The sequence below is a fragment of the Nocardia sp. XZ_19_369 genome (genome assembly GCF_015355715.1).
GTDB lineage: Bacteria > Actinomycetota > Actinomycetes > Mycobacteriales > Mycobacteriaceae > Nocardia.
This window is the reverse complement of record NZ_JACVED010000004.1, coordinates 569,494-593,237: the sequence shown is the minus strand read 5'-3', so window position 1 is coordinate 593,237 and position 23,744 is coordinate 569,494. Positions and strand designations below refer to the sequence as shown.

Annotated in this window: 24 protein-coding genes; 6 read left to right on the top strand and 18 right to left on the bottom strand. The window is 64.7% G+C overall.

The window, feature by feature from the left end; all coding sequences use genetic code 11:
* Positions 1-127 precede the first annotated feature (127 nt).
* Entirely contained in the window at positions 128-397 is a 270-nt protein-coding gene (locus tag IBX18_RS18065; protein WP_194834758.1) for a DUF2631 domain-containing protein, read from the top strand.
* A 203-nt stretch (positions 398-600) separates the two neighbouring features.
* Positions 601-918 carry a hypothetical protein gene (locus IBX18_RS18060; RefSeq protein WP_107658343.1) on the top strand — a complete coding sequence of 106 codons (318 nt, stop codon included), beginning with the start codon at positions 601-603 and terminating at the stop codon, positions 916-918.
* A gap of 872 nt (positions 919-1,790) precedes the next feature.
* Here IBX18_RS18060 and IBX18_RS18055 read toward each other — a convergent pair.
* From IBX18_RS18055 to IBX18_RS18045, 3 genes are all read right to left on the bottom strand, one after another.
* Positions 1,791-2,048 carry a hypothetical protein gene (locus IBX18_RS18055; RefSeq protein WP_194834757.1) on the bottom strand — a complete coding sequence of 86 codons (258 nt, stop codon included), beginning with the start codon at positions 2,046-2,048 and terminating at the stop codon, positions 1,791-1,793.
* On the bottom strand, positions 2,045-2,587 hold the full coding sequence (locus tag IBX18_RS18050) for an RNA polymerase sigma factor (RefSeq protein WP_194834756.1): 543 nt from the start codon (positions 2,585-2,587) through the stop codon (positions 2,045-2,047). The genes IBX18_RS18055 and IBX18_RS18050 overlap by 4 nt, the downstream gene beginning before the upstream one ends.
* A gap of 177 nt (positions 2,588-2,764) precedes the next feature.
* Positions 2,765-3,703, bottom strand: coding sequence for a LysR family transcriptional regulator (locus IBX18_RS18045; RefSeq protein WP_194834755.1), 939 nt, complete (start codon positions 3,701-3,703; stop codon positions 2,765-2,767).
* Positions 3,704-3,766: 63 nt separating this feature from the next.
* Between IBX18_RS18045 and IBX18_RS18040 the strand changes: the two genes are divergently transcribed.
* The gene (locus IBX18_RS18040) at positions 3,767-4,153 is read left to right on the top strand and encodes a DUF5997 family protein (protein ID WP_228541388.1); all 387 of its coding nucleotides are present in this window, start codon (positions 3,767-3,769) and stop codon (positions 4,151-4,153) included.
* Between the two features lie 29 nt (positions 4,154-4,182).
* Here IBX18_RS18040 and IBX18_RS42120 read toward each other — a convergent pair whose 3' ends face one another.
* The 5 genes from IBX18_RS42120 to IBX18_RS18020 all read right to left on the bottom strand — a co-directional run bounded on the left by IBX18_RS42120 (position 4,183) and on the right by IBX18_RS18020 (position 7,415).
* The gene (locus tag IBX18_RS42120) at positions 4,183-4,860 is read right to left on the bottom strand and encodes a hypothetical protein (protein ID WP_228541274.1); all 678 of its coding nucleotides are present in this window, start codon (positions 4,858-4,860) and stop codon (positions 4,183-4,185) included.
* A 42-nt stretch (positions 4,861-4,902) separates the two neighbouring features.
* Positions 4,903-5,433: a hypothetical protein gene (locus IBX18_RS42115; protein ID WP_228541273.1), complete on the bottom strand. Its 531-nt coding sequence runs from the start codon at positions 5,431-5,433 to the stop codon at positions 4,903-4,905.
* Positions 5,433-6,284, bottom strand: coding sequence for an inositol monophosphatase family protein (locus IBX18_RS18030; RefSeq protein WP_194834754.1), 852 nt, complete (start codon positions 6,282-6,284; stop codon positions 5,433-5,435). Before IBX18_RS18030 ends, IBX18_RS42115 begins: the two co-directional genes overlap by 1 nt.
* A gap of 179 nt (positions 6,285-6,463) precedes the next feature.
* A complete protein-coding gene (locus IBX18_RS18025; RefSeq protein ID WP_194834753.1) occupies positions 6,464-6,778 on the bottom strand; it encodes a hypothetical protein in 315 nt (104 codons plus the stop codon).
* A gap of 466 nt (positions 6,779-7,244) precedes the next feature.
* Positions 7,245-7,415 (bottom strand): hypothetical protein, encoded by a 171-nt coding sequence (locus tag IBX18_RS18020; protein WP_194834752.1) that lies wholly within the window; start codon positions 7,413-7,415, stop codon positions 7,245-7,247.
* Positions 7,416-7,945: 530 nt separating this feature from the next.
* Here IBX18_RS18020 and IBX18_RS18015 point away from each other — a divergent pair.
* On the top strand, positions 7,946-9,940 hold the full coding sequence (locus tag IBX18_RS18015; protein WP_194834751.1) for a glycosyl hydrolase family 18 protein: 1,995 nt from the start codon (positions 7,946-7,948) through the stop codon (positions 9,938-9,940).
* A 54-nt stretch (positions 9,941-9,994) separates the two neighbouring features.
* On the opposite strand, the gene IBX18_RS18010 is transcribed toward IBX18_RS18015, so the two are convergent.
* The 3 genes from IBX18_RS18010 to IBX18_RS18000 form a co-directional block, all read right to left on the bottom strand.
* Positions 9,995-11,719 carry an ABC transporter ATP-binding protein gene (locus tag IBX18_RS18010; protein ID WP_194834750.1) on the bottom strand — a complete coding sequence of 575 codons (1,725 nt, stop codon included), beginning with the start codon at positions 11,717-11,719 and terminating at the stop codon, positions 9,995-9,997.
* Positions 11,716-13,530 (bottom strand): ABC transporter ATP-binding protein, encoded by a 1,815-nt coding sequence (locus tag IBX18_RS18005; RefSeq protein ID WP_194834749.1) that lies wholly within the window; start codon positions 13,528-13,530, stop codon positions 11,716-11,718. Before IBX18_RS18005 ends, IBX18_RS18010 begins: the two co-directional genes overlap by 4 nt.
* Positions 13,531-13,713: 183 nt before the next feature.
* Positions 13,714-14,406 (bottom strand): TetR/AcrR family transcriptional regulator, encoded by a 693-nt coding sequence (locus IBX18_RS18000; protein WP_194834748.1) that lies wholly within the window; start codon positions 14,404-14,406, stop codon positions 13,714-13,716.
* A gap of 177 nt (positions 14,407-14,583) precedes the next feature.
* Here IBX18_RS18000 and IBX18_RS17995 point away from each other — a divergent pair, with 177 nt between their 5' ends.
* The gene (locus tag IBX18_RS17995; RefSeq protein WP_194834747.1) at positions 14,584-15,534 is read left to right on the top strand and encodes an alpha/beta fold hydrolase; all 951 of its coding nucleotides are present in this window, start codon (positions 14,584-14,586) and stop codon (positions 15,532-15,534) included.
* Between the two features lie 98 nt (positions 15,535-15,632).
* Here IBX18_RS17995 and IBX18_RS17990 read toward each other — a convergent pair whose 3' ends face one another.
* Together IBX18_RS17990 and IBX18_RS17985 are read right to left on the bottom strand one after the other, a co-directional pair.
* Positions 15,633-15,923 carry a hypothetical protein gene (locus IBX18_RS17990; protein ID WP_107658355.1) on the bottom strand — a complete coding sequence of 97 codons (291 nt, stop codon included), beginning with the start codon at positions 15,921-15,923 and terminating at the stop codon, positions 15,633-15,635.
* Between the two features lie 221 nt (positions 15,924-16,144).
* Positions 16,145-16,876, bottom strand: a complete 732-nt coding sequence (locus IBX18_RS17985) for a MerR family transcriptional regulator (RefSeq protein ID WP_194834746.1) — start codon at positions 16,874-16,876, stop codon at positions 16,145-16,147.
* 60 nt (positions 16,877-16,936) lie between these two features.
* Between IBX18_RS17985 and IBX18_RS17980 the strand changes: the two genes are divergently transcribed.
* Complete coding sequence (locus tag IBX18_RS17980) at positions 16,937-17,410, top strand: DUF6194 family protein (RefSeq protein WP_194834745.1); 474 nt, start codon at positions 16,937-16,939, stop codon at positions 17,408-17,410.
* 83 nt (positions 17,411-17,493) lie between these two features.
* Here IBX18_RS17980 and IBX18_RS17975 read toward each other — a convergent pair whose 3' ends face one another.
* From IBX18_RS17975 to IBX18_RS17955, 5 genes are all read right to left on the bottom strand, one after another.
* Complete coding sequence (locus IBX18_RS17975) at positions 17,494-19,512, bottom strand: hypothetical protein (protein ID WP_194834744.1); 2,019 nt, start codon at positions 19,510-19,512, stop codon at positions 17,494-17,496.
* Between the two features lie 119 nt (positions 19,513-19,631).
* Entirely contained in the window at positions 19,632-20,897 is a 1,266-nt protein-coding gene (locus IBX18_RS17970) for an acyltransferase (RefSeq protein WP_306796306.1), read from the bottom strand.
* 8 nt (positions 20,898-20,905) lie between these two features.
* The gene (locus IBX18_RS17965; protein ID WP_194834743.1) at positions 20,906-21,715 is read right to left on the bottom strand and encodes an SGNH/GDSL hydrolase family protein; all 810 of its coding nucleotides are present in this window, start codon (positions 21,713-21,715) and stop codon (positions 20,906-20,908) included.
* 640 nt (positions 21,716-22,355) lie between these two features.
* On the bottom strand, positions 22,356-23,009 hold the full coding sequence (locus tag IBX18_RS17960; RefSeq protein ID WP_306796305.1) for a TetR/AcrR family transcriptional regulator: 654 nt from the start codon (positions 23,007-23,009) through the stop codon (positions 22,356-22,358).
* Between the two features lie 253 nt (positions 23,010-23,262).
* Positions 23,263-23,628: an Rv3235 family protein gene (locus tag IBX18_RS17955; protein WP_228541385.1), complete on the bottom strand. Its 366-nt coding sequence runs from the start codon at positions 23,626-23,628 to the stop codon at positions 23,263-23,265.
* Positions 23,629-23,744 lie beyond the last annotated feature (116 nt).

Below are 23,744 nucleotides of genomic sequence, written 5' to 3'. Positions count from 1 at the left end.
CCCGCTGTCATCGCCGGACCGGCGTGGCCGACTTACAACGACGCACCGTCGTATGTCACGATATCGAGCAGCAGTCCATCGAGCGTGTACCGGAACCCGCGGTACCCGAACCAGCTAAGGAGCGATCGTGGCCGCCACGGAACTCGAACCCGCCAGCACCGAGCGCGGCATCGTCACTCACGTGGACACCGCCGAGGTTCCCTCCGCGGAGTGGGGATGGAGCGGTGAGTCGCCCCGTGCCTTCCGCATCGCCGGCTGGATCACCGCGTTCATCCTGCTTGCGATGATCATCGGTAACCACAAGGGGCGGGTCGAGGACATCTTCCTCATCGGTTTCGCCGCCGCCATCGTCGGCATTCTGGTCCGGGATTCGTTCCTGCGGCGCAAGCCTCGCTAGCTTTCCTCATCAACGGCACCTGACCGTCGCGAGTAGCGGCCACGGTCAGGTGCCGTTGATCATGATGCGACCGGCCGATCCCGTCGAATGCCCTGAGATATACCGGCTTTCAGCAGGCCAGCGGGGTCGAGTACGGTGTGCGTCGAGAGGTCCGCGACTCACTCGAGTCGCGGACCTTCGCTGCTGACTTGTGAGGAACCCCCATGCCCAAGATCTTCGCCGCCGCACTGCTGACCGCCAGCGCCATCGGCTCCCTGCTCTTAGTTCCCGCCGCCCCGGCCCACGCCCAATCCGACGCCTGCAACCGTGCCATCGTCGCGATCAACAAGGCCATCGACGGCTCCCCCGATGGTGTCATCGACGACGTCGTCGCGCAGGCCCTGCACTTCACCCTGATGTCCCTCGATGCCCAAGGCGAAGAGAAGGCCGCCATCACCGGCTACGCCAACGCCCTGCTCGACGAAAACGTCACCGACCTGGACCCTTACACCACCGAACTCAACCGCGTCTGCGGCGCCTGACCGCTTCGGGAGTAGCGGCGTCGGGTGGGAGCGAGCACTCGCGATTCGCCGCCGCTACGTCCCGGACAAGCCGAACGATGCCGTCGCGCGGGACATGAGGTACCCGCCACTCGCGATTCGCCGCCGTCATGTCCCGGTCGGACTGCCCGACGCCGCCGAGCGGGACATGACACAGCGCTCACCCGCACCTGGCCGCCGCTAAGTCCCGGCCAGCCCGCCCGACGTGGCCGAGCGGGACATGACACAGCGCTCACTCACACTTCGCCGCCGCTAAGTCCCATTCGGCGAAAGGTGGTCCAGGGCAAGGCCGCTCGATGGCGTCGAGTGGGATATGAGGGTGCCCGCCAGTCGCGATTCGCCGCTGCTACGTCCCGGCCGGCCTGCCCGACGCCGCCGAGCGCGGTATGAGCAGCGCTCACTCACACTTCGCCGCCGCTACATCCCGGCCAGCCCGCCCAACACCGTCGAGCGCGACATGACGCAGCGCTCACTCACACTTCGCCGCCGCCACATCCCGGCCAGCCCGCCCAACACCGTCGAGTGGGACATGACGCAGCGCTCACTCACACTTCGGCGCCGCTAAGTCCCATTCGGCGAAAGGTGGTTCAGGGCAAGGCCGCTCGATGGCGTCGAGCGGGATATGAGGGTGCAATCCACTCGCGATTCGCCGCCGCTACGTCCCGGACAAGCCGAACGATGCCGTCTAGTGGGACATGACGCAGCGCTTACTCGCACTTCGCCGCCGTTATGTACCGCTCGACGGAAAGTGGTCCTGGGCGCGGCCGTCCGAGAGCATCGAGCGGGAGATGACGGGGTGCTCGCTTGTCTTCAGTTGCCGCCATGTCCCGCTCGACGCACGAGCGGGGTGTGGGTCAGTCGGCGAGCGTCAGCTGGCATCGGCCATCCGCGCATGATCGTTGCAACCGCCCCATCGAAATGGTCTGCATCAATCCGATTGCCCAGCAGGTCGGGCAGCCCCGGAGTGCGATGAAGCCGACCGGGGCCAGTAGCAAACTCGCCACACCGATCCACGGCAGCAGCGCGAAAGCTCCGATCAGTGCGCCGAATCCGGCAACCCCTCTAGCCAGATGTCGCGGCACCGAAGTGCTGGCGAAGCTTTGCTCGTTCATTCGCGGCCCGCCTCCAGAATGCTGCTATGCAACGAGTGCTGCACGGCAGAACGAGCTCGATGCAACCGCGACTTCATCGCCGCGGTGCTGAGACCAAGCCGGTCCGCCACCATTCGCCCGCTGTACCCCTGGATGTCTCGCATGATGAGCACCTGTCGCTGATCAATCGGCAACGCCGCGATAGCCGTTGCCACCCGCTCAGCATCCAATCGGCGCATCGCCTCGTCCTCCGCCGAGACCATCAAGACGTCAGGTGTCACCTCGACAGGTCGCGCCATCAGCCGCAACTGACGCAGGCACTCGTTGCGCACGATGCGAAACATCCATGCCGCCAACGCTCCTGACGCACGCAGCGTGCCGATCTTGCGATACAGGATGATCAACGCCTCCTGCGCCGCATCCTCGGCATCCTCCGGCGAGGCACACAGTGAATAGGCGAACCGCCGCACATGCGGATGCGTCCCCGACACCAACGCGGCGATCGATTCCACATCACCCGCCCGCGCGCAGGCCACCAATTGCTCGTCGGGCCAACTCATTTCCGGCTCCGCCGACGCAACACGGCAACACTGCACGCACAAACCAGCAGTCCGCCAACGATAATCGCGGCAATGATCACAGCAACCTCCCGAGCCAGTGCCGACGTGGTTGCCGGCACAAGTAAGAGAGGGGCGGACTCCAAAAAAGGATTCACCCGCGCACCGACTGGATCCGAGCTACCGCCCCCGACGCTTCGCAGGTTTCTTCTTACCGACCGCATTCTTCGCCGGACCAGGTCGTCCCCCAGTCCGCTTCGTCGCCGACTTCTTCTGCGGCTCAGCACTTTTCGCCCGCACGGCCGGCGACCGAGAACTGCGCTCCGAGCGACCCCGCACCACGCCCACGAAATCTTCGACCAGATCACTGGTCCGATCCGTCGGCCACGCCAACGCGATCTCAGTGTCCGCAACGTCGGTGACCGTGCGATACACCAGGTCACGACGAGCATGCAGCCGAGCGATCGAATGCGGAACCACCGCGACACCCACCCCGGCCGCGACCAGCTCGATAGCATCCGAAACGGCGTCGATATCGGAGGCGTCCTGCATCCGCTCATCGGCCAGATCCGCCATGCTCACCTGCTCGAACACCGAGATCGGATGATCCTTCGGCACCACAACCACCGGCACCTCCCGATAGAGCGGAATCGCACTCATCCCGTCCCGGTCGATCGGCAGCCGAACAAAGCACACGTCGACCCGCCCCGCCCGCAACGCCGCTTCCTGCTCCCCCATCGGCACCCCCACCACCTCGAGCGGCGTATCCGGAAACCGCTCCCCCCAGATCCGCGTCCACTTCGACACCGTCACACCGGGCACAAACCCCACCCGCAACGCCGCCGGACCGTCCGTCGTCTCCTCGACCACCGGCTCGGCCCGCGCGATCAGCTCCCGCGCCTCCGCCAACAACGCCGCCCCATCCTCAGTCAACTGAGTAGGTTGCGCGCCGGGCACGAACAGTTTCGTCCCCAGCTCCCCCTCCAATTCGATGACCGTCTGACTCAATCGCTGCCGCGAAATATTCAACCCCTTCGCCGCCCGCGCAAAATGCAGCTCCTCGGCAACCGCGACAAACCACCGCAGCCGCGCGACATCGATCGACTCGAACCGGCTCATGCCAGGAACACTATCGCCACCCGATAGGCTGTCTCGGTGAGCCCGGACCCGAACCCTCAGATGATGAAGCCCCTGACCGCAGCCAACAAGCTCGGCATCTACCTCCCCGCGGCCCCCGAATCCTTCCAAAACACCCCCCTCTCGCGCGCCGACCTGGAAGCCCTCCGCACCGACCCGCCGGAATGGCTCACCGAACTCCGCCGCACCGGCCCCTTCCCCCGCGACGTCACCGCCCGCAAACTCGGCGTCTCCAACTCCGGCCTCTCCCGCGCCCAAGTCTCCGACGCCCTCACCGCCGACGAGATCACCGCCCTCCTCGCCGACCCCCCGGAATGGTTGGTCCGCGAACGCGAGAACTACGCCGAGGTCCTCAAGGAAAACGAGCGAATCGCCGCCAAGGAAGCCGAACGCCGCGCCGCCACCAACCGCCCCGCAAAGAACCGCACGTAGGCGTTCTCCCCCGCGCCCCTCGGAACCCCTCACATACCGCTGACGAACTCGCGGTAAAGGAACTTCTGATGCAGACTTTCCAGGGTTCCCGAGTGCCGCCGGAAGGGAATCAAGGCGAGGCGCAGTGGCCGGGTAATCGGTATGCCCGGCCCTACTAGCTCTGCCACAGAAGCCGCCGCTTCGATCAACGTCGCCTCGGTCTCATTCGGCTCAGCCGCCTCGAGGCCCAGGCGCCGGAGCAACTGGTCGCGCACCCCTTCCACGTCGAGTTCCAAGCGACGCGCTTCTTCCTCGGTATCACAGCGCGACAGCGCGCGCCGGAAATCGACTGCCCGCGCCCGGTATTCGTCGATACGACCGCACACCATCTCGAGCCACCGCTCGTCACTGAGTCGTCCCCGGTCCCGCAGCGACCACAATCGCCCACCCAGCAGCGGTAATTGGTACTCCAACAGCTGGAGTCGACGACCATGCCTAGCGCCTGCGACCTTGCGAATCTCGCTGGGTATCCCGCGGACCGCGGAGATCACTTCTTCGATCGTGTTGTCGGGAACACCGTCATCGAAGAGATCGAACATCACCGAGAAGTCCCGGCGCAGCGGGTGTGGCGTGTAGGCCACAGCTTTCACCTTCGCCCGCGCCGAATAGCGCAGCGAGCGCACCAACGTGGCGATGAGCCACAGTTGCTGTTCGCTGTCCTCGATCAAGCTACGGAATTGCCCTTCCATGGCAAACGACGACGCACGCGCCTATTGGCCGAAGGGGTCGAGTTCCACTCCATCAGCACTGGCGATACGAGCCCGGTGATGGCCCTCGATTCTGACGTTCTCCCACTGGTAGTCCGCCCACGCCGCGATGTTCGCCAGCATCCGCTGCCCACCGCCGCGCTCCTGCACTTCGCGATCGGCGCGGCGGGTCTTGTCGATGAACCGCAGCATGGTCTCGACACCGGTGGTCTTGAGCGTTTCGATAGCGGTCCGCTCGGCCGTGGCGAGAGCAGGCTCTTCGCCGATGCCGATCAACATCGGCACGGCGATCCGCAGGTCGAAGAGGTGGCGAAGGATTCGAGGGAAGTCACCGTAATCGGCGGGAACCGGATTCAACTTGGTCGGATGCGGTACGAGTACCTCATCGAAGTAGATGAGGGATTGGACGAGCTCGGCGTAACACTGCTGGGCGAAGGGATCACGCGGTCGCGATGGCGAGCTGTGGTTCTGCGACAGGATGAATTCTTCTGCACTGGTGAACGTCGTGACGTCCACCATGACACGATTCGACATCAGCCGCTCCGAGACTCCGCCAGCAAGTCGACGAACCACTGCACGCAATCGGAGTCGCCGGCAATCGTTTCGGGGAATGTCGGCTCGCGTTGGTTCAGGAACTGCGCGTCGAGCGGTAACGGGCTGAGCCCGTGGCCGTCGGTCGCGGTGCGGCCCATCGCCGTCGCTAGGCCGATGCCCGCAGCCCCATCCCATACTTTCTGATTGGGCCGATAGAACAGGTCGAACTGATGTTCCGGTGTTTGGGTCCAAGTGGAGAGGTCGATGCAGGTTCTGACCATGTCCAAGGTTTGCGAGGTGGTGCGGGTCTTCATGGCACATCCGACATCGGCGAGGTCGGCCTCGAACTTTCGCGCGGCGGTGTTCTTGCTTCGCGTGACCGAGGCCCGCCTCGGCGTCTTCGTAGGGCCAACCGGCTCAGCGGTTGTTCCGTTCACCAGTACCTCGCCCGACCAATGGATCGTGATGGGTGCACGATCAACACCCAACTCCGGGGCAAGGACGTACGCCGCAGTCGGCACACCGGCTTCGAGAAGGCATACGACACTGCAGAATTCGCGTCCGCCGGGTGTGATGAACTCACTCGTACCGTCGATCGGGTCGATGATCCAGGTCGGTTCACCCGAGCTGGGCAGCGCCGCCTCGTCCTCTTCCGCGACGAAACGTGAACCGGGAAAGTGTCTCCCGATAGTTTCGATGATGGTCGTCTGAGCAGCCAGGTCTGCCTCGGACAACAGCGTGTCGTCGGCTTTCGTATCGACCTGCATCGAGGCGAGGTTGCGGCGGTATCGGCGCAGCAACGGCAGCAACTGCTCATCCAGTGCTTTCCACAACGATCCGACGTCGCTCAAAGCGCCTCCCCCGCAGTGTTGTCCTCCGAGGGTAGCGGCCGTGGGGGTCATCGGAGGCGGTAACCCGCCGGTTCAGCCAGGTCGGACGGGGCATTGCACGCCGACAAGGCCGCGCTACGGAAAGAGGCGCGCGACAGAGGAATTGCGGGCAAAGGCGTCGAACCCAGCGCGCTCGGCTGTCAGCGCTGCGGGTACGGGATGTCCCAGAACACGCGAGGTAGGTAGCCGTAGTAGTACAGGTTCGGGCCGCGGACGCAGAGTTCGGTGGTGCCGCCGGTCAGGTCTGTTCCGTGGGAGGGGATCGTTTCGGACGGGTGGAAGCCGGATCCCGGGTGGCATTCTGTGGCGCTGCCGTAATTGCGGTCGACGGCGGCCACGGTGAGTAGCCGATCATGGGGGCGTAAGGGTTTGGTGGCGATGACGGACTCGATGTGCGTATCGCGGCCTCGGTGCGGACATTCGTGATAGCGGCGTACATGTCCGGCGTTGCCCATGAATCACCTTCCGCCACAGTTCGTATATTGCCCGCCGGCTCGAGCAGTTCGAGATCGGCAACGTAGGCACTGATATGGATCCACATGGGAACAGGCGTCTCCGAGAATGCATTCAAGGGGGCGAAGCCGGTCAGGCATACTCGCCCCGTCACGCTGGCGCCGGCGGCGATCAGGCCGGTTCGAGGTAACGGACTTCCGTCTTCCCGGGCGCAATCGATCCTGGTCACTCCATCGCGTCCACTCGAACTACCTTTGTCGTCACGAATGGCGTCGAAGAACCGCAAATTCTCCGGATATGCGGGCAGTTTGGTGACATTCTTGGCGACTACCGTCACCACAAAACGGTCGGGGCGGTCGACGGGCCCGATTACCGTCAAGTCGGAGAGGGTCAGTGACCAGGGGCCGACCCGACCGGTTCCGCCGTCGGCCAATGCGGTGACGAAGGTGGGAGTCGGCGGTGCATCCGTCAGTGTTGCCGCCACACCGGGCCGGGACAGGCGCGTGACGATGCCTCTACCAGCGTGCCGGCGACCAACGCCGCCGCCACGATCAGGGCGACCATCCGTGGTCGCAGCGACCAGACGTTCGACTGCGGCGAGTCACCAGGATCGGACTGGGTGAACGGTTGCTCGGTCATGGCGGCCTCACATACTCAACGGTCCGCTCGTTCGGACGCTAGGTCTCGTCGAGAGCGCCGCGTGACCGTTACCCCACCGGCATAACTTTTCGATCATTTCGCCGAGCACGATCGTGAACCGAATCGAGTTGCACGGCCGCAGTTTTCCAGCCGCACACACCTGGCGTTTTGCATAATACGCAACAGCAAATAGTTGAATAAACGCCGCGAACAATAATCCTCAGCCTCCCTGTCAACGCAACTGGGGAAGTAAATACCCACTGACGTGCCGAAATCCCCACTCTTACACTGGGGATTCGCCGGTGACTTTTCGTGTCATGATTCAAATGGTTGTTCAGGCAGTGACGGCAGACCGGTCTGCTGTTGGCCGGGACATCCTCTTGCACAACAGTTCTCGGTTCTCGTTTGCCTCCTCTGTTCGGGCTGTCGCCGCGCGCATTCACCGAAATTGGGTGTCGGGGTGGCCGATTCGCTGACCTAGGCGATTCGGTTCATCGGGGACCGATACAACGTCCCCATAGGGAGGACCCATGCGAACCGCGAAACATACGGGGCTCATCGCCACGGTCGCGAGTCTGGTGATCGGCATATCGGCGGTGTTGGTGGGATTCACCAATGCCGCGCCGGTGCACACGGCGTCGGTCGGCGCGACCTCCGGCGGTGTCAAGATCGCCTACTTCAACCAGTGGTCGGTCTACGAGAACCGCTTCTACCTCAAGAACGTCGATACCTCGGGTATGGCGGCCAAGCTCGACTACATGATGTACGCGTTCGCGAACATCCACCCGACAGAACACACCTGTTTCGAGGCGAACAAGGCGGCGAGCCAGGACGAGAACAACCCGAATGCCGGCGACGGCGCGGGTGACGCGTTCGCCGACTACGGCAAGTCCCACGACGCATCGATGAGTGTCGACGGCACCGCGGACAAGTGGGACGACCCGATCGTCGGCAACTTCAAGCAGATCAAGCAGCTCAAGGCCAAGCACCCGAACCTGAAGGTGCTGTTGTCGATCGGCGGCTGGACGTACTCGAAGTTCTTCTCCGATGCGTCCGCGACCGACGCCGCGCGCAAGAAGTTCGCCTCCTCCTGCATCGACATGTTCATCAAGGGAAACCTGCCGAAGATGGACGGCTACGGCGGTCCGGGCACCGGCAAGGGCGTCTTCGACGGTCTCGACCTGGACTGGGAGTACCCGGGCGGCGGCGGCCATGTGGGTAACCACGCCTCGGCTGCGGACAGGGCGAACTTCACGCTGCTGACGGCCGAGTTGCGCAAGCAGTTGGACGCGCAGGGCGCGGTCGACGGCAAACGCTACGCACTGACCGCGGCGGTGGCAGCGGGCCAGGACAAGATCCGCCACTACGAGACCAACAACCTCGGCAAGTACCTGGACCTCGTCAACGTCATGACCTACGACATGCACGGCGCGTGGGATGCCAAGGGCCCCACGAACTTCCAGGATCCGATCTACAGCAGGCCGGACGACCCGATGGCACCGGTCCCGCCGGGCAACGGGAAGTACAACATCGACGCGGCGATCAGCGCATGGACCACCGGCGACAGCTCGTACGGCATCCCCGGCGGCTTCCCGGCGAACAAACTGACCATCGGATATCCGTTCTACTACCGCGGCTGGACGGGTGTGCCCGCGGGCAATAGCAATGGGTTGTTCCAACCCGCGACGGGTCCGGCACCCGGCGGTCCGTCCTCCGGCAACGTCCCCGGCATCCGGATGTACAAGGAACTGGCCGGCGTGGTGGACAACCCGTCGCGGACCTTCTACGACCCCGTCGCCCAGGCTGCCTTCTTCTACGACGGCACGAACTGGTGGGGCGGCGACTCACTGCGATCCATCCAAGCCAAGTCGGACTACCTGCACTGCAAGGGTCTCGGCGGCGCGATGATGTACTCGCTGGAGAACCTGGATCCCGCGTCGACCTTGTTCAACCAGGTGGTCAAGACCGTCGACGGTACCGCGACGAACTGCAACCCGCCGACATCCACGACCCCGCCCACCTCCACAACAACCACACCGCCCACCTCCACAACAACCACTCCGCCCACCTCTACGACAACGACCACCCCGCCGACCAGCACCACGACAACCACACCGCCGAACGGAAACGGTGTGATCAACGGCGATTTCGAGACCGGCAGCCTGTCCCCGTGGTCGTGCGCGGGCAACCTCGGCTCGATCACCACCACCACGGTCCACGGCGGAAAGAACGCCCTCACCGGCGCGGCAAGCAACAGTGACACTGCCCGCTGCTCCGAGGAGATCACCGTCGAACCGAACCGCACGTACACGCTGTCGGCCTGGGTCAACGGCAAGTACGTCTACCTCGGTGTCACCGGCTCCGGCACCACTGACACGTCCACCTGGACACCGGGAACCAACGGTGCCTACCAACAACTTTCGACCAAGTTCACCACCGGACCTTCCACCACGAAGGTCACCATCTGGGTCCACGGTTGGTACGGCCAAGGGTCTTACAACGCGGATGACATCACGCTGAAGTAGGAACCCGACACACGAAGGTGGGTCTCGCTCGACGAGACCCACCTTTCGTGGCGTCTATACCGTCAACCGCCACCCCTGTGCCCGCTCGCGTTCACGCCAGAAGTCGGCGTACTTGCCCTCTTGCGAGATCAGCTCATCGTGGTTGCCGCGCTGGACGATTCGTCCCTTGTCGAGCACCAGGATCTGGTCGGCCGCGGCGATGGTGTGCAGGCGGTGGGCGACGACCAGGAGGGTGCGCTGCTGGGCTAGTACGCGGATCGCGTCGACGACCGCCGCCTCGTTGTCCGGGTCGAGTGCTGCCGTGGCTTCGTCGAGCAGCACGATCGGGGCCTGCTTGATCAGTGCCCTGGCTATCGAAACCCGTTGGCGTTCACCACCGGACAAACTGACGCCGCCTTCGCCGACGCGGGTGCGCCAGCCGTCGGGGAGGCGTTCGACGATCTCGTCTACGCGGGCCAGCCGGGCGGCGTCGCGGATTTCCGCGTCGGTGGCGTCGGGTCGGCCGAGGCGGATGTTGGCCTCGATGGTGTCATCGAAGAGGTATACGTCTTGGAACACCATGGCCAGCTGGTTCATTCGCGCCTCGGTGGTCAGTTCACGCACGTCGACACCGCCGACCCGGACCGTGCCGGCGTCGACATCCCAGAAGCGGGCGGCCAGCCGCAGCAGCGTGGTCTTTCCTGCTCCCGACGGGCCGACGATGGCGGTGAGCGTGCCGGGGCCTGCCTCGAAACCTATGCCTCGCAGCACCGGCCGATCGCCGTACTTGAAACCGACGTTCTCGAAACTCACCGCGCCGGGTGTAACCACCTGTGTCACTGCACCTTCCGGCAGTGTGGGGACCGCAAGCACCTCATCGATCCGATCGATGTTCTCCGCGGCCACCCGCAACGCTGCCCCGTGGTCCATGATCTCGACCAGTGGGCCGACGAACCGGGTTACCAGTACAAGCAACGCGATCAACTCGGCGGCATCGAGCGAGGTGCCCAGCGCGAGGGCGACGCCGATCGTGATCAACGCGACGAACACCGCCTGCACGGCGACGGAGAACACGAGCAGCGCGGAGACCGCGTTCCGGCTCAGCTCACCGAAGGCGCGCCGCTCCCCGACCAGCGCGTTGTCGAGCAGATGATTGTCGGTGCCGGTGCGACCGAAGGCCCGCAGCACCGGTTGGCATTGCGCGAATTCCACTACGCGCCCGGCCGCTTCGACCGCAGCGTCATCGACCGCGCCGAAACTGCGCGCGAGGGCATGCTGCGACCAGCGGTATGCGGCAAGTAGCACCAGACCCGAGAGGGCCAACGCCACCCCGAGCCGCCAATCGAACAGCAGCATTCCCACGGCCACGACCGCCGGGGTGACCACCGCGCCGACCACCGGTTGCATCAGGTGTGCGGGCACACCGAGGATGCTCATCGTCCCCTGCGTCATGGGGTGCGTCAGCCGACCGGTCCGGTCGGTACCGAACCAGCCCAACGGCAGCTTGGCCAGATGGTCGCCGACGCGGTGATGCATCCCGGCCAGCAGGCTGTCGGCGATCCGCTGGCCATGTATGGCCTGCGCATAGAACACCATGCACGTCACGACCGTCGTCGCGGCGAGGGCGGTCAACCACGGTGCCGCGGCGTCCCGATCGCCGTCCAGCAGCGGACGCAGCACGGGAACCACGAGTAGTAGGCAGACGCCCTGCAGCACCGAGAAGGCGACTATCAGCCCCACCCACCGAATGAACCGTGCTCGATCATTCGGGTGGACGATCCGAAAGAGCTTGCGGATCATACTGATTCCTTTCCATATGCCGGCCGAGCCGAGGCGGCGGGAGCAACAGTGACCGTGTCGTGCCGCTGGGTCGCCCACATCCGCGCGTACTCGCCGTCGGCCGCGAGCAGTTCGTCGTGCGTGCCTGCTTCGACCACTCGGCCGCGTGCGAGAACGACGATGCGGTCCGCGCCGCGAATCGTGTACAGGCGGTGGGCGATCACCAGCAGGGTGCGGCCGTTGACCAAGCGTGACAGCGCATCCTGCACCGCCGCTTCGGATTCCGGATCGGCGAAGGCCGTCGCCTCGTCCAGCACCAGCACCGGTGCATCGGCCAGCAACGCTCGTGCGATCGAAATCCGTTGCGCCTCACCGCCGGAAAGTTGTGCATCCGCGCCGACGACGCTGTCGTAGCCGTGGGGCAGAGCGGTGATGCGCTCGTGGATCTGAGCCGACCGCGCAGCGGCCTCGACCTCCGTCAGCTCGGCCTCGGGCCGTCCGAGCGCGATATTGTCGCGAATACTGGTGCGCAGCAATGATGTTTCTTGAAAGACGAACCCGACCCGGCGATACAGTTCACGCTCCGCGATATGCCGCACATCGACGCCACCGATCCGCACAGCGCCACCGTCGACATCCCAGAAGCGGGGCAGCAGACGCGCCAGCGTCGACTTCCCCGAACCCGACGCGCCTACCAGCGCGGTGACCGTGCCCGGTTCCAGCACCAGATCGACACCGTCGAGCACAGTCGTCTGCCCGTCGTAAGAGAAACGCACCGAATCGAATTCGACGCGCGCACCGCTCGGCACCGATGGCTCGGCGACTCGCGGCAGCTCAGGCGTCGCGAGCAGTTCGGCGACGCGCCCGGCGGCAGCGGTCGCCTGCTGCATCGCGATCGCGCCGAAGCCGAGCGCCAGCACCGGCGCCCCGAGCCCCACTGCCAACATCACGAACGCGATGAGCTCGACCGGATCAGCCCGCAGCCACAAACCCCCGCCGAGGGCGACCAGCAACAGCACGGGCGGCGAAATAGCCATGGACGCAAGGGCATCCAGTCGGCGGGTCGGTCCGGCCCACTCGCTGAAGAAACGCGCGAGGTCGTCGCCCGCGCGCCGGTAGCGGGCCTCACGTCCGGCTCGCTCGAACGCCTTCACGACCGCGATGCCGTCGACGAACTCGACCATGGCGGAGTTCACCTTGTCCACCTCCGCGTTCCAGCGCGCCATCCGCACCCCTTCGCCGCGCTCCATGTACGCCACCAAGCCGAACCACAGCACCAGCGGCGCCAGGCACAGCGCCGCCAGCCGCCAGTCGAGGAAGAACAGATAGCCCAGTGCGACAACGGGAGTGACCACGGCGGCCACCAGATCGTTGATCGCGTGCGCCACCACGTGGTGGACGGCGGTGACGTCATCGGACAGCGCTCGCTTGACCCGACCGGAGCTGTGCTCGGAGAACCAGCCCAGCGAAACTCGGCTCAGCCGCTGCGCTGTGCTGCGCCGGACCTGCAGGCTCACATCGGCATCCGCATTGTGGCTCAGCGTGTACGCGAATCCCGCACATACCGTGCGGATGACGAAGCCGAGGGCCGCCACCGCCACGAACGCCCAGATCCGGTCGCGATCCACCGCGTCATCGCCGAGGAACTCGCGGGCGATCTCGACGATAGCGAGATACGGCGCGAGTCCGGCCAGCGACCCCAGCAGCTGGAGCACCCCCGCCACCGCCAGGCGGCCACGCACGGGCGCGAGGACAACACCCAATCCGCTGCGCTTCTGTTCCGGCTGCGCTGCCTCAGCCACCGTTGCGTCATCTCGCACTGCCGTACTCATCCGGCCCCTCGCAAATTAGATCAGTGTTTCAATTCAGAGTGTATAGATGACTCCGACGAATGCAAGAGCATTGAATTCAGCCCACCGAGGGCTGTCGAATAGCGAAGGGCGACTGCGGGTTACGCGGCAACTGCCCCCGCCCACCCTGCGATCCGGCGCCTCCTGGCGAGCGCAACGCGTCGGCTACTGCCTCGACGCACCGAGCTCGGCCAACCGAACCGCGAGCCCGTCCAGCACCCGGTCGAGTGCGTACCGGCAGAACTCCCGCTGCATAGCGTCGCGCACGGCGGGATCACCCTCGAAGCGGGCGACCATCCGCCGCATCTCCTCGGTGCCGGTTCCCGCGGCGGGATGCGATTCGAGCATGGTCAGCAGGCCCGCCAGACCTGCCCCGGTGTCGGCGCGCGATCGCTCGCCGACGGCGATCAGCCCGAGACAGGTGTCGAAGGCGGTCGAGTAGGCGACGGCGGACTCGTCGCCCCACCCCGCCTCGACCATCAGTCGCATCCCGGTGGCGAGCGTCGGCAGGAGTTGGTCGGTCTGCGGTCCGTTGTGCAGCAGCCAGGTCGCGACACCAGGCCATTGCGGCAAGTGGTCGATCATGGCCGACAGCACGCTGTGCAGCATCGACCGCCAGTCGGTGTCATCGATCGTCAGGTCCATCGTCGCGTACACGCGGTCGACGACGGCCGCACAGACTTTCGCCCGGTCGCCGACGTGGTGGTAGATCACCGACAGCGAGGTGTCGAGGCGGGCGGTGAGTTCGCGCATGCTCCAGCCGTCGAGCCCCCGCTCGGCCGTCAGCGCCGTCGCGGCCGCCACGATCATGTCGCGCGACATGCCGGTGCGGTAGGCGCGCCTGGAACCTGCGGACATCGGTATTCCTAATCGTGAGCGGAGTTGGAACGGCGATCCAGAGCATAGATCCGTGCACACCCTTGGTGGCGGTCTGCTCCACCTTGGGGGATCGAGCCCAGCACTCGGGGCTCTGAAAACGGCGGCCGTTGCGGTGGACTCTGGAAGAAGTCACCACCAGCGAACCCGGAGCCCCCGATGTCGATCTCGAGCACCATTGCCACCTCGGCAGCACGCCGTGCGACGGTGTCGACCGAAGACGGTGTGGCGCTTGCGGTTCGGGAATACGGGCCGCGGAATGCGGAGCTCACCGTCGTTCTTCTGCACGGGCATTGCCTGCGCACCGAGTCGTGGACCGATGTGCGTGACGGGCTGCGGCGCCAGTACCCCGGTGCCCGGATCGTCTGCTACGACCACCGTGGGCACGGTGACTCCGCCGCCGCGTCCCGACAGACCTATCAACTCGCGCAACTCGGGTACGACCTGCGCGACGTGCTCGACGCCGTCGCGCCGACCGGCCCGGTAGTGCTCGTCGGCCACTCGATGGGCGGCATGACCGTGCTGACCTACGTCAGCCAGCGACCGCACGAGATCGGCACTCGGATCGTCGGCGTCGCACTCATCGCCACCGCGGCGAGTGGGCTGGCCGAGGCGGGCTTCGGTCTTCTACTGCGCAACCCGGTGATTTCGGTGTTCCAGGCTGCGGTTCGACGGGCTCCGGTGCTGATGCATCACGCGAAGTTGTTGGCCTGCAAGGTTTTCGCGCCCATCATCCGGATGGCCGAGTTCGGTGATCGCAAGGTCAGCGCGCGCGTGCTCGCGCTGGCCAACGCGATGCACAACGCGACACCGATCGTGACGATGGCGGGCTTCTTGAGCTCGTTCATGGACTATGACCGGACCGATGCGCTTGCGGTGCTCTCGCAGATTCCCACGTTGGTGCTTTGCGGGACAGCGGATTTGATGACGCCGCCCTCGCACTCCATCGCTATGGCGGCGGGTATCGAGTATTCGGATTTGGTGCTGGTCGAGGGAGCTGGGCACTCGGTCATACTCGAGCAGCCGGAGCGGGTTGCCGAGGCTGTTGCTCGGTTGGCGAAGCGGGTGAGCGGGATTCAGCCGCGGGCACGTCTCACGCTCGTTGCATAGCGCTTCTGCTGGTGCTTCAAAACAGAGCGGTGTCGTGCGGGTCAACCGTCAGCGTCACCGACCGGTCGATTCGCACGACACCCGCGCATCCCGAAAACTCAGGTGTACTGCGCCTGCTGGGCGATGACGAAACCACCCTGCCCGTTGGCGTCCTGCCCGGTGTCGAGAACCTTGTCGTCCAGGAACGCCGCAGCATCCTCGTCCAAGAAGATTCGTGACCCTTCGGCGGTCAGGATCTGGTCTTGCTCAGCCGGTACCGCGGCTACCTCGAGCTGCAGCGTTTCCGCGCCGTCGGCCGTGGAGATGCGCAGCCCGGCATCCTCCGGTGTGCCTTCCGCGGACGTAATAGTGCGAACGACCTCGATGGCGGTGGGGGTGAGCATCAACATATATGTGGTTCCTTCCCGCTGTCGTGACAGTCAGCCAAGAATTTGGCGAACTCCGATCCCGCCGACCGCCACCAACGCCCCCATCGGCGTCGGCAGGCCATACCGGCGTTCTCTCAGGAGTAGCCATCGGCTGCTTCGCGAAACTATATTTTTCGCGGTCGGCAGCATTTCCCCTGTTCAGAAGCGCATTGTGAGCCTCGCCGCAGCCGGTCGGCTAGCGGTCAGCGGCCTGGTCCAGCAGTGGATGAAATCACGGCGTGCAGTGCTGCGGCGGCGTCGAGGAACGCGGTGGACCGCATGGCGAGGGTGGCGTCTCGGGCAGCCAAAGCGGACTGCACGTCGTCGGATCGGTGGGCCTGGCGCAACTCGGGCAGCACGGCCCGGAGGTGTGTGATCGGGTAGCCGGCTTTGCGGAGTTGATGGACGATGCGAGCGTCTCGAACCTGCGCCGGGGCGTAGTGCCGTGCGCCCTGGTGGGTTCGGCTGCGTTCAGGGATGACCAAACCTTCAGCGTCCCAATGCCGCAACGTCGAGGTGCGGATCCCGAGGGCGTCGGCGAGTTCGGTGATGCTCATCGAATCGGCGCTGTGTACGTCGACGATCGGCTCGAAGGAGATCGATGCGGCGGCCTGTCGAGCATGGCCGAGTTCGATGCGCTCGACGTGCAGACGCGCATGCGCGGCGTCGAGCAGCGCAAGGGCTGCTGCGAGCGGGCCCGTGTGGACGGTCCGCAGAATCTCCTTTGCTTCGGTCGGGCCGGTAGCGGCCGCGAGTGCCCGGTAGGCAAGCGCCGAATGGAGGTGTACCTCCCCATAAACCCGGTGACCGCCCGGAGTGCGTGCCGCAGGCGGCAGGACGCCCACGCGTTCGAGGTTGCGCACCTGCTGCACCGAGTACCCGACACGGCGTGCGATATCGACAGTGCGCGTGACCTGCGATTTTAGGTTTCGCAATCAAACTCCTATTGATCGCACCCAAAGTCCACACAAGCACTTGAATGACACGCTGGAACCATGACCATAGACGAGATCATCGACTTCGTGGCAGCCCTCGACGGCGTACTAACCCTGCGCCCCACCGCCGGCGACCAGTGGCCGGAGATCAGCTGGGGCGACACCTTCTTCTACTACTCCCCCGACGGCGTGGTCCCCACCAACACCCAGCCCTTCGCCACCATCGTCACGAAGGATTACCCCGACGACCAGACCTCGCGCCTGAACCGCCCCGGTACCTTCCGAGTCAATATCGCCGCCGGAAAAGACGCTTTCCTCGACCACACCGGTTACCAGCCGCGCGAGGCAACCACCACGGACGTGGACCACAGCATCACCGACACCGTCATCCCCCACCCCAGCTACGGCACCGCAGCCTGGCTCGCCGTCGTGAATCCCGGCACCCGCGCCGACACCGCGACCCGAGAACTGCTGCACACCGCCTACCACCGCGCACGTTCCCGCTACGAGCGGCGTGCAGCAGACCCGCACTGACCGACTCGACCTCGCGCGCAGAGAGACCAGATACTGTGCTCAGCTCGCCCTATCGAGATGAACAGTCGGCCGTGGCGGGCATTTCACTGCCCGGCGTTCTTGATGATCCAATCCGTCATCGCTTGACTGCCGATCTCGGGACGCCCGTCGTTCTGCTGCTCGGCGGCAAGCACCACATCGAAGTGGTGCCGCCCCGGCGCGTAGACGGTGTTGGCGGGCACCAGCGGCCCGCTGACCGGGAACAGCGCGACCAATGGGTTGAGCAGGTGTATCCCGTCGGTGATCTCTCCGACCGTGCCGAGTGTGGTCAGCATCGGCCGACGGTAGACCTCCTGGCGGTGCGGCGCGGCGGCGTACTCCCACCACTTCATGTTGGCCATGAACGTGTTTCCCGGGCCTCGGATGTACGGCAGGTACATTTCGACATAGTTGCCAGGACCCTCGAACCAGAGGCGGGCGGCGTCACGCAGGTCGACGATCTGCTCTGCCTTCGACGTGTACGGCGTGCCGTCTACCGTGGGCAGGGGTTCTTCGTCGTAGTCACGCCACCGGCACAGCACCGAAGGGTCCACCGGAGCCACCCGCCGTGCGCCCGGCGCGACGAGGTGGGAAATGAGGGTGCCGAGGTCGGGAATCTCGGCCAGCTGCGGGATCTTACGTAGTTCTTCGATACCGGGCAGATGTAGGTCAGCGAGCTGGTTGGCGACGGGAAAGTCCTTGTCCGCCACAGGGCATCCTTCGTATGACCCCATGCCGCTGCCGAGAATCGAGACCGGCGATCCCGCACTGCCCAGCAGTGCCCCGAACAACGCGGCATTGGTGTAGCGGAAGCTCCATACATCCGGAGTGCTGGTCAGCACCTGTAAATAAGTGCGCGACAGGAAGACCCGGATTGCCGCCTCGATGTTCGGGGTGCGCGGGATCAGGCGCAACAGATCGCTTTCCTCGTCCGGCGCGAAATAGGCAGCCATGGCGATGATTTCGATCAGATAGTAGGTCTCGGGGGTAAGGATCAGCCCGGTGTCGAAATAGGGGTACAGCGACGAAAACCCGCCGGTCACACCAGGAATGCCGCGGTTGTAGGTGTAGACCAGCCCGGCGACCATCTCGACCAGACTGCCCAGGATCGGTGTGTTGCCCATGCCGGCCGGATCAGGGGTCACGAGGGAATCATCGGCGAAGAATCCCGCGCACTGCGCGTAGCCCGGGCCGTCGTGCACCGCGCTCGCCTGGTCCATGGTGAAATCCCACGCGCTGTACAGGCCGGCGAGCAGACCGCCGTAGGAGTGTCCGCCGCAGAACACCTTCTTTCCACGCAGGCCGGGGTCAGGAATGGCCTCGGACATTATTTGGTGCCAGTCCCGGATTTCCTGTTCTTGACGCAGGTCCCGCAGCCAGGAGGCGCTGCCATGTGGCGAACCGGGCACATCCCACCAGTCCAAGGTGCCTGCATAGCGTCTGCCGTCGATCGTGGCACCGTGGAAGTAGTAGTCCAGCCCGACGTGGTAGTCGCGGGCCGCGACCGCGGCTTCGATGCCGGTGCGGTCGACCAGACATGTCGAGCGGCGTTCAACAGACCAGAACTCGACATGCTTGCCCTGTTCCGCGGCTTTGCGCACGACCTGCCGAGCCTTTACGTCGTAGGTGCTCGATCCGCCCTGGAATCCGGCCTGCGCGGAGACCACCGCGTCGGCGTCAGACGACTCCGTGGGGCCGCTGCGGTGCCGATAGCGCAGGTAGTGAACCCAGTCGCACTCCGCTGGGTGCGGCGCGAAGCCGGTGGTCAGCGGCGAATAGAGGCTCACCCAGGAAATCTCCACGAGCGGGTCCGCTTCCAGCGGCTCGACCACTCGTTCGGTGCGGGTGTTGTAGGCGGGTTCGCCGTGTGCCGTCGAGGCGGCGGCCACGGTGGCGACGACCGCCATCGTGATCACGCCGCCGATGAGTGTGCCGGTCCGCAACCCACTCAGCACCCACGCTCGCATCGCCGGTAGCCGTGATGCGCTGCCCCTTGTGCCGTCGCGATGCGATGGCGGCGCGGCCACGTGCCCGTGCGGTGCGGGCGGCGACGACTCTCGGCAGTCCTGGGATTGTTCTGTCATGGCTTGCCTCAGTTTCGGGGTTGTTCGCGACTAGGCATCGAATCTTCCAGCTGTCGCGCAAGCGGTACGGACTCCGAAGGCACAGTGCGATTGTGGAGCTACTGCTCCGAGAACAGGGTTCAACCGGTTGCGACGCGGGCGGGAAGTATCGCATGTGGGGCGATTACCGGTCGCTCTCGGTTTCGGCAGGTAATTGGCTTGTCGATGCAATGATAGATAACGGCCGCCAGTGCTACCGATAACACCAGACAGACGAGCGACCAGCTCAGCCAGCCCAACAGGCCATATCTTCTCCCATGGAGACAGTATTTGGTGACCGCTACCATCACCGGGTACTGGATCAAGTAGAAGGCATACGATATCTCGCCCAGCCAAATCATTATACGGCCGGAATTAACACCTCGCACGCCGGTCATATCGCGTACACACATTGTGGCTATCACAGCAGCGGTCGGCAGCAATATCAGCACAGACAGTTTGAAGTTGATCGGCACGAACCAAGTCAGGCCGTAGCTACAACCGAGACCCAATAGCGGATAGCGTAATTTGGCATTGGTCCATTTACCGGATATCACAAGCTTGGCCGTGAGTACGCCCAGGTAGAATTCCAGCAGCCGACTCGGCGGAAAGTTGTAACTGAGCCAGTATGCCGGCGAGACCGGAATGTCACGCTGCTGGAACCAGATCGGCGAGGCATGTATCTCGTACTCCGGCGTGGCGGCATCCGGCAGCAGGCGCGGCAAGAATAGATTCTCGACGCCCTTCGGCCCATCGGCATAGAGGTAGAAACCGGCGTGTAGGCCGACAATGACGAGAAATATCCCTGCCAGCACCCATCCGATGCATCGGCTGCCGAGTCGATCCACCAGCGGCGCCAGCAATGGGAACGACAGATAGAACAGTACCTCGGATGCCAAGGACCATGACGGCACATTGAGTCCCCCCAGGGTGGTCCAATTAGGCACCCACGCATGGATCAGCAACAGATCCGGCAACCACACCGTCAGCCGCGATATCGGGACGGGCGCAATAACGAGCAAGGCGAGTACCGCCACAATATGCGATGGATAGATCTTGAAAGCACGCCGCTTCAAGAAGTTCGCTGCAGTATCTCCCGGACGGCGGGTCCAGTACATGATGAACCCTGACAATACGAAGAAGAAGGTGACTCCCGCCGAACCCAGTTGCATCGGTATGAACCCGTGGATCGTTGCGAACAGTCCGCTCTTCTGGAAGGGGTAGACGGGCAGGAAGACCATGGTGTGCAGCACGAACACCGCCCCGGCAGCCCACCAACGCATGCCGGTCAGCGACGGGAGCTTCACCGCGTGCCGAGGTGTCGCCGGGTCGCTGTCCATCCGAGACCGACCGGTTTCGGTATCCACGCCGACCCCTAAAGTCCCAGTTGACTTTTGAGTTCCGCAGCGGTGCTCGCGTCACCCCTGGCGGACGGGTGCCCAGGGATGCCGAGCAGGTCGGCACGCGGATTACCGAGACCGTTGACCCACGGATCCGGGGTACACAGGCCGTGACCGCGCGACACCGCGGCGGTATCGAAGTAGTCGATCCCCAAAAGCTCAGCGGCCCCGGCTTGCGCACGGCCCAGGCTCTGCAGGTAATCGACCAGTGCCGCCGCGCGCGGCTGAACCAGCAGCGGCACGCCGAGAATGTCGATGCACGCAGCGGCGCTGTCCAGATTCAGTAGCTCCGGATAGCCGACAAGCACGATCCGCGCGTTCGGAGCGTAGTACTGAATGTATGTGACGACTTGGGAGATGCGGTCCGCGTATCGCTGCGCGGTCACCTTACCTGGGTCAGCAAACCGGTTCTGCACGACGGCATCTCGGTCACATCCCCGAATGAGATCGGCGACGCAGTGGATCAGCGCATCGATCAGCGGCATGCCGATGCCCCAGTCGTCGTTCAGACCGAACTGCAGAAGCACCGCGTCCGTTCCAGAGCCGAAAGCGCCGGCCTCGGCGGCCTTCTTGGCCTCGTACGCCAGACTCCAGTTCCGTCCGGTGTCGATCACCGCGCCAGAACAGGAAAAATCGAGGAAACTACGGTCCATCGAGCGCGCCAACTGACTCGGCCACGAGGTCGCGCTGCGCGAGCATCGGTCTGCTCCGCTGGTCCCAATCTCCAGCGAATTGGCAGTGAACGAATCTCCGAGCACAACGACCTGAGTGCCGTTGTTCGCCACCGGTTCCGCCGTTGCTCTCATCCCCCCGAGGACAGAAGTAGACGTCACTGCCAGCAATAGGGCAAATGCTCTCGTCGATCGACGCATGTCTTCTCCTCAGGGGTCGAAGGATGGCGGCGGGCGTCAGTAACCGGGCTTGGGCTCGAAAGGCATCGGAGGCAGCTCGGGCGGTGCTTCTTGTTGCGCGGGTGGGAGTTCCGGCTTCGGCTGGCCCGGCTCAACGGTTGCCGGTGGCCGCTCCGGGCGAGTCGTCTCGGCGTGGGTCGGTGGCGAGACCGGCGTGAACATCGGCGTGGCGGATGGCAGTACGGGCGATGGTCCGAGACTGCGAGGGACGGTCGTGCCGATACTCGACGTGACCGGGGAACTACTTGTCGGGCCGACCGGCGCCGGCGTGTCATCACCGCAGGCCACGGCCAGTCCCGGCCCGGCAGCGATAACAAGTACACCGGCCACTCGGCGGATTACATTGCGATGTTTCGGCACCCCAGGCTCCTATCAGATTGGCTTCCTCTTATATATAGCTAATGTACAGCTATGTTACAAGACGTCTTACCAGATCTGACAGAGTTCGGTTTTTACCAGGCCCAAATCAATGCAATTCGCACATCTACGCGGTTGCCTCGACGCGGCCGAGTCGTTACCTGCGCTCGAGACCCGCGGTGGCGAGACCAGCCAACTCGGCGGCGACAATGTCGATCGACAGCTCGCCGCGAACGCCGTCCACGGCCCATACCTGCCCCAGCGAGTTCACCGCGCCGATCATCGCGAGGGCGAAGATGCGAAAGTCACGGGCGTGGATCAGTCCTTTTTCCACCAACCGTTCGGCCTCACGCTCGAAGAGGTCGACGACCCGATCTCGCCAGCCCTGCCGCCAGTTCTCCACCGCCTGGCTCACACCGATGACTTCGACGTAGCACACTCGCGCCGAACGGTGATCCGCACAGGTCACCTGCAGGTAGGCCGAGAACGCCCGCTCGAGCCGGACGGCGACCGATTGGTCGGCGGACGCAGCCCACGCCTCGGCGGCCTTCGTCGCGGCGCTTGCGGTGATGCTGTCCACTAGGGCGATGAGCAACGCCTCGCGACTGCCGATGTCGTCGTAGAAACTCCTGGTGGAGACGCTCGACTCGACACACAGGGTTTCAATCGGCGAATTGGCGTAGCCCACCGTTCCGAACAGGTCGAGAGCTGCCGCCATCAACCGTTTCCGCCGGGCGGCCGAGCGCTGCTCGGCGGACTGCCCCCCGTAACTGCGCCCCAGCGCGTTTCCGGTTGCAAGCGGTTTCGGCACGAACCGACCTTACCCAGTCGGCATCACCATCCCGGTGCATCTAGCAGCGTGGTGAGTGGCAGAGCAGTCCGGCAGCTCCCGCACCGGGGCGAGCTGTCCGCAGGCGGCGGCGATCTTCCGGCCGAAATACTTGAATCTCCCCGGCGTACGTACAGTCTGAGATCGCAAGCGGACCGCGCCTGATCCCTATCGGCTGGGCGGGTCACGCAGGTTACCGAAGCAGCGGCGCGGCCACACCGGATTCGAGTTGCTGTCACAGCACGCGGAGAGCGGTCAGCCGCCAGCCGCCGCGAGTGCGGGCAATGCGTGCGGCAAGCGCGAAATGACGGTGTCCTCGGTCGTACGAGGCGCACACCTCCGCAGCAGCACCGTTGACCATCACGACGTCGACCCGGCTCAGTACCGCCGTGCCCAGTTCAGCGCCGGGCACAAAACCACCCTTGATCACTGTGCGCACCACCGACACCACCGACGAGTCGGCAATGGCGCCGAGCTGCGCGACCGGTCGATGACAATCGAGTACCTCCAAGGCGAATCGCACCACTCGATGAGCGAATTCCTTTGCCTCGCTATCCGATTCGTCAACAAGACGCGACCCGAGGTGCCCAGCACGCAGCATGCGACGCGGAGCCGGCCTGCCCGACCGCTGCGACCGCTCGGGATGCAGCGCGTCACCGGCTGACCGATTCGCAGACAAGCCCGCCGCACATTGCCGACGGTCTTCCACCGGTGCGG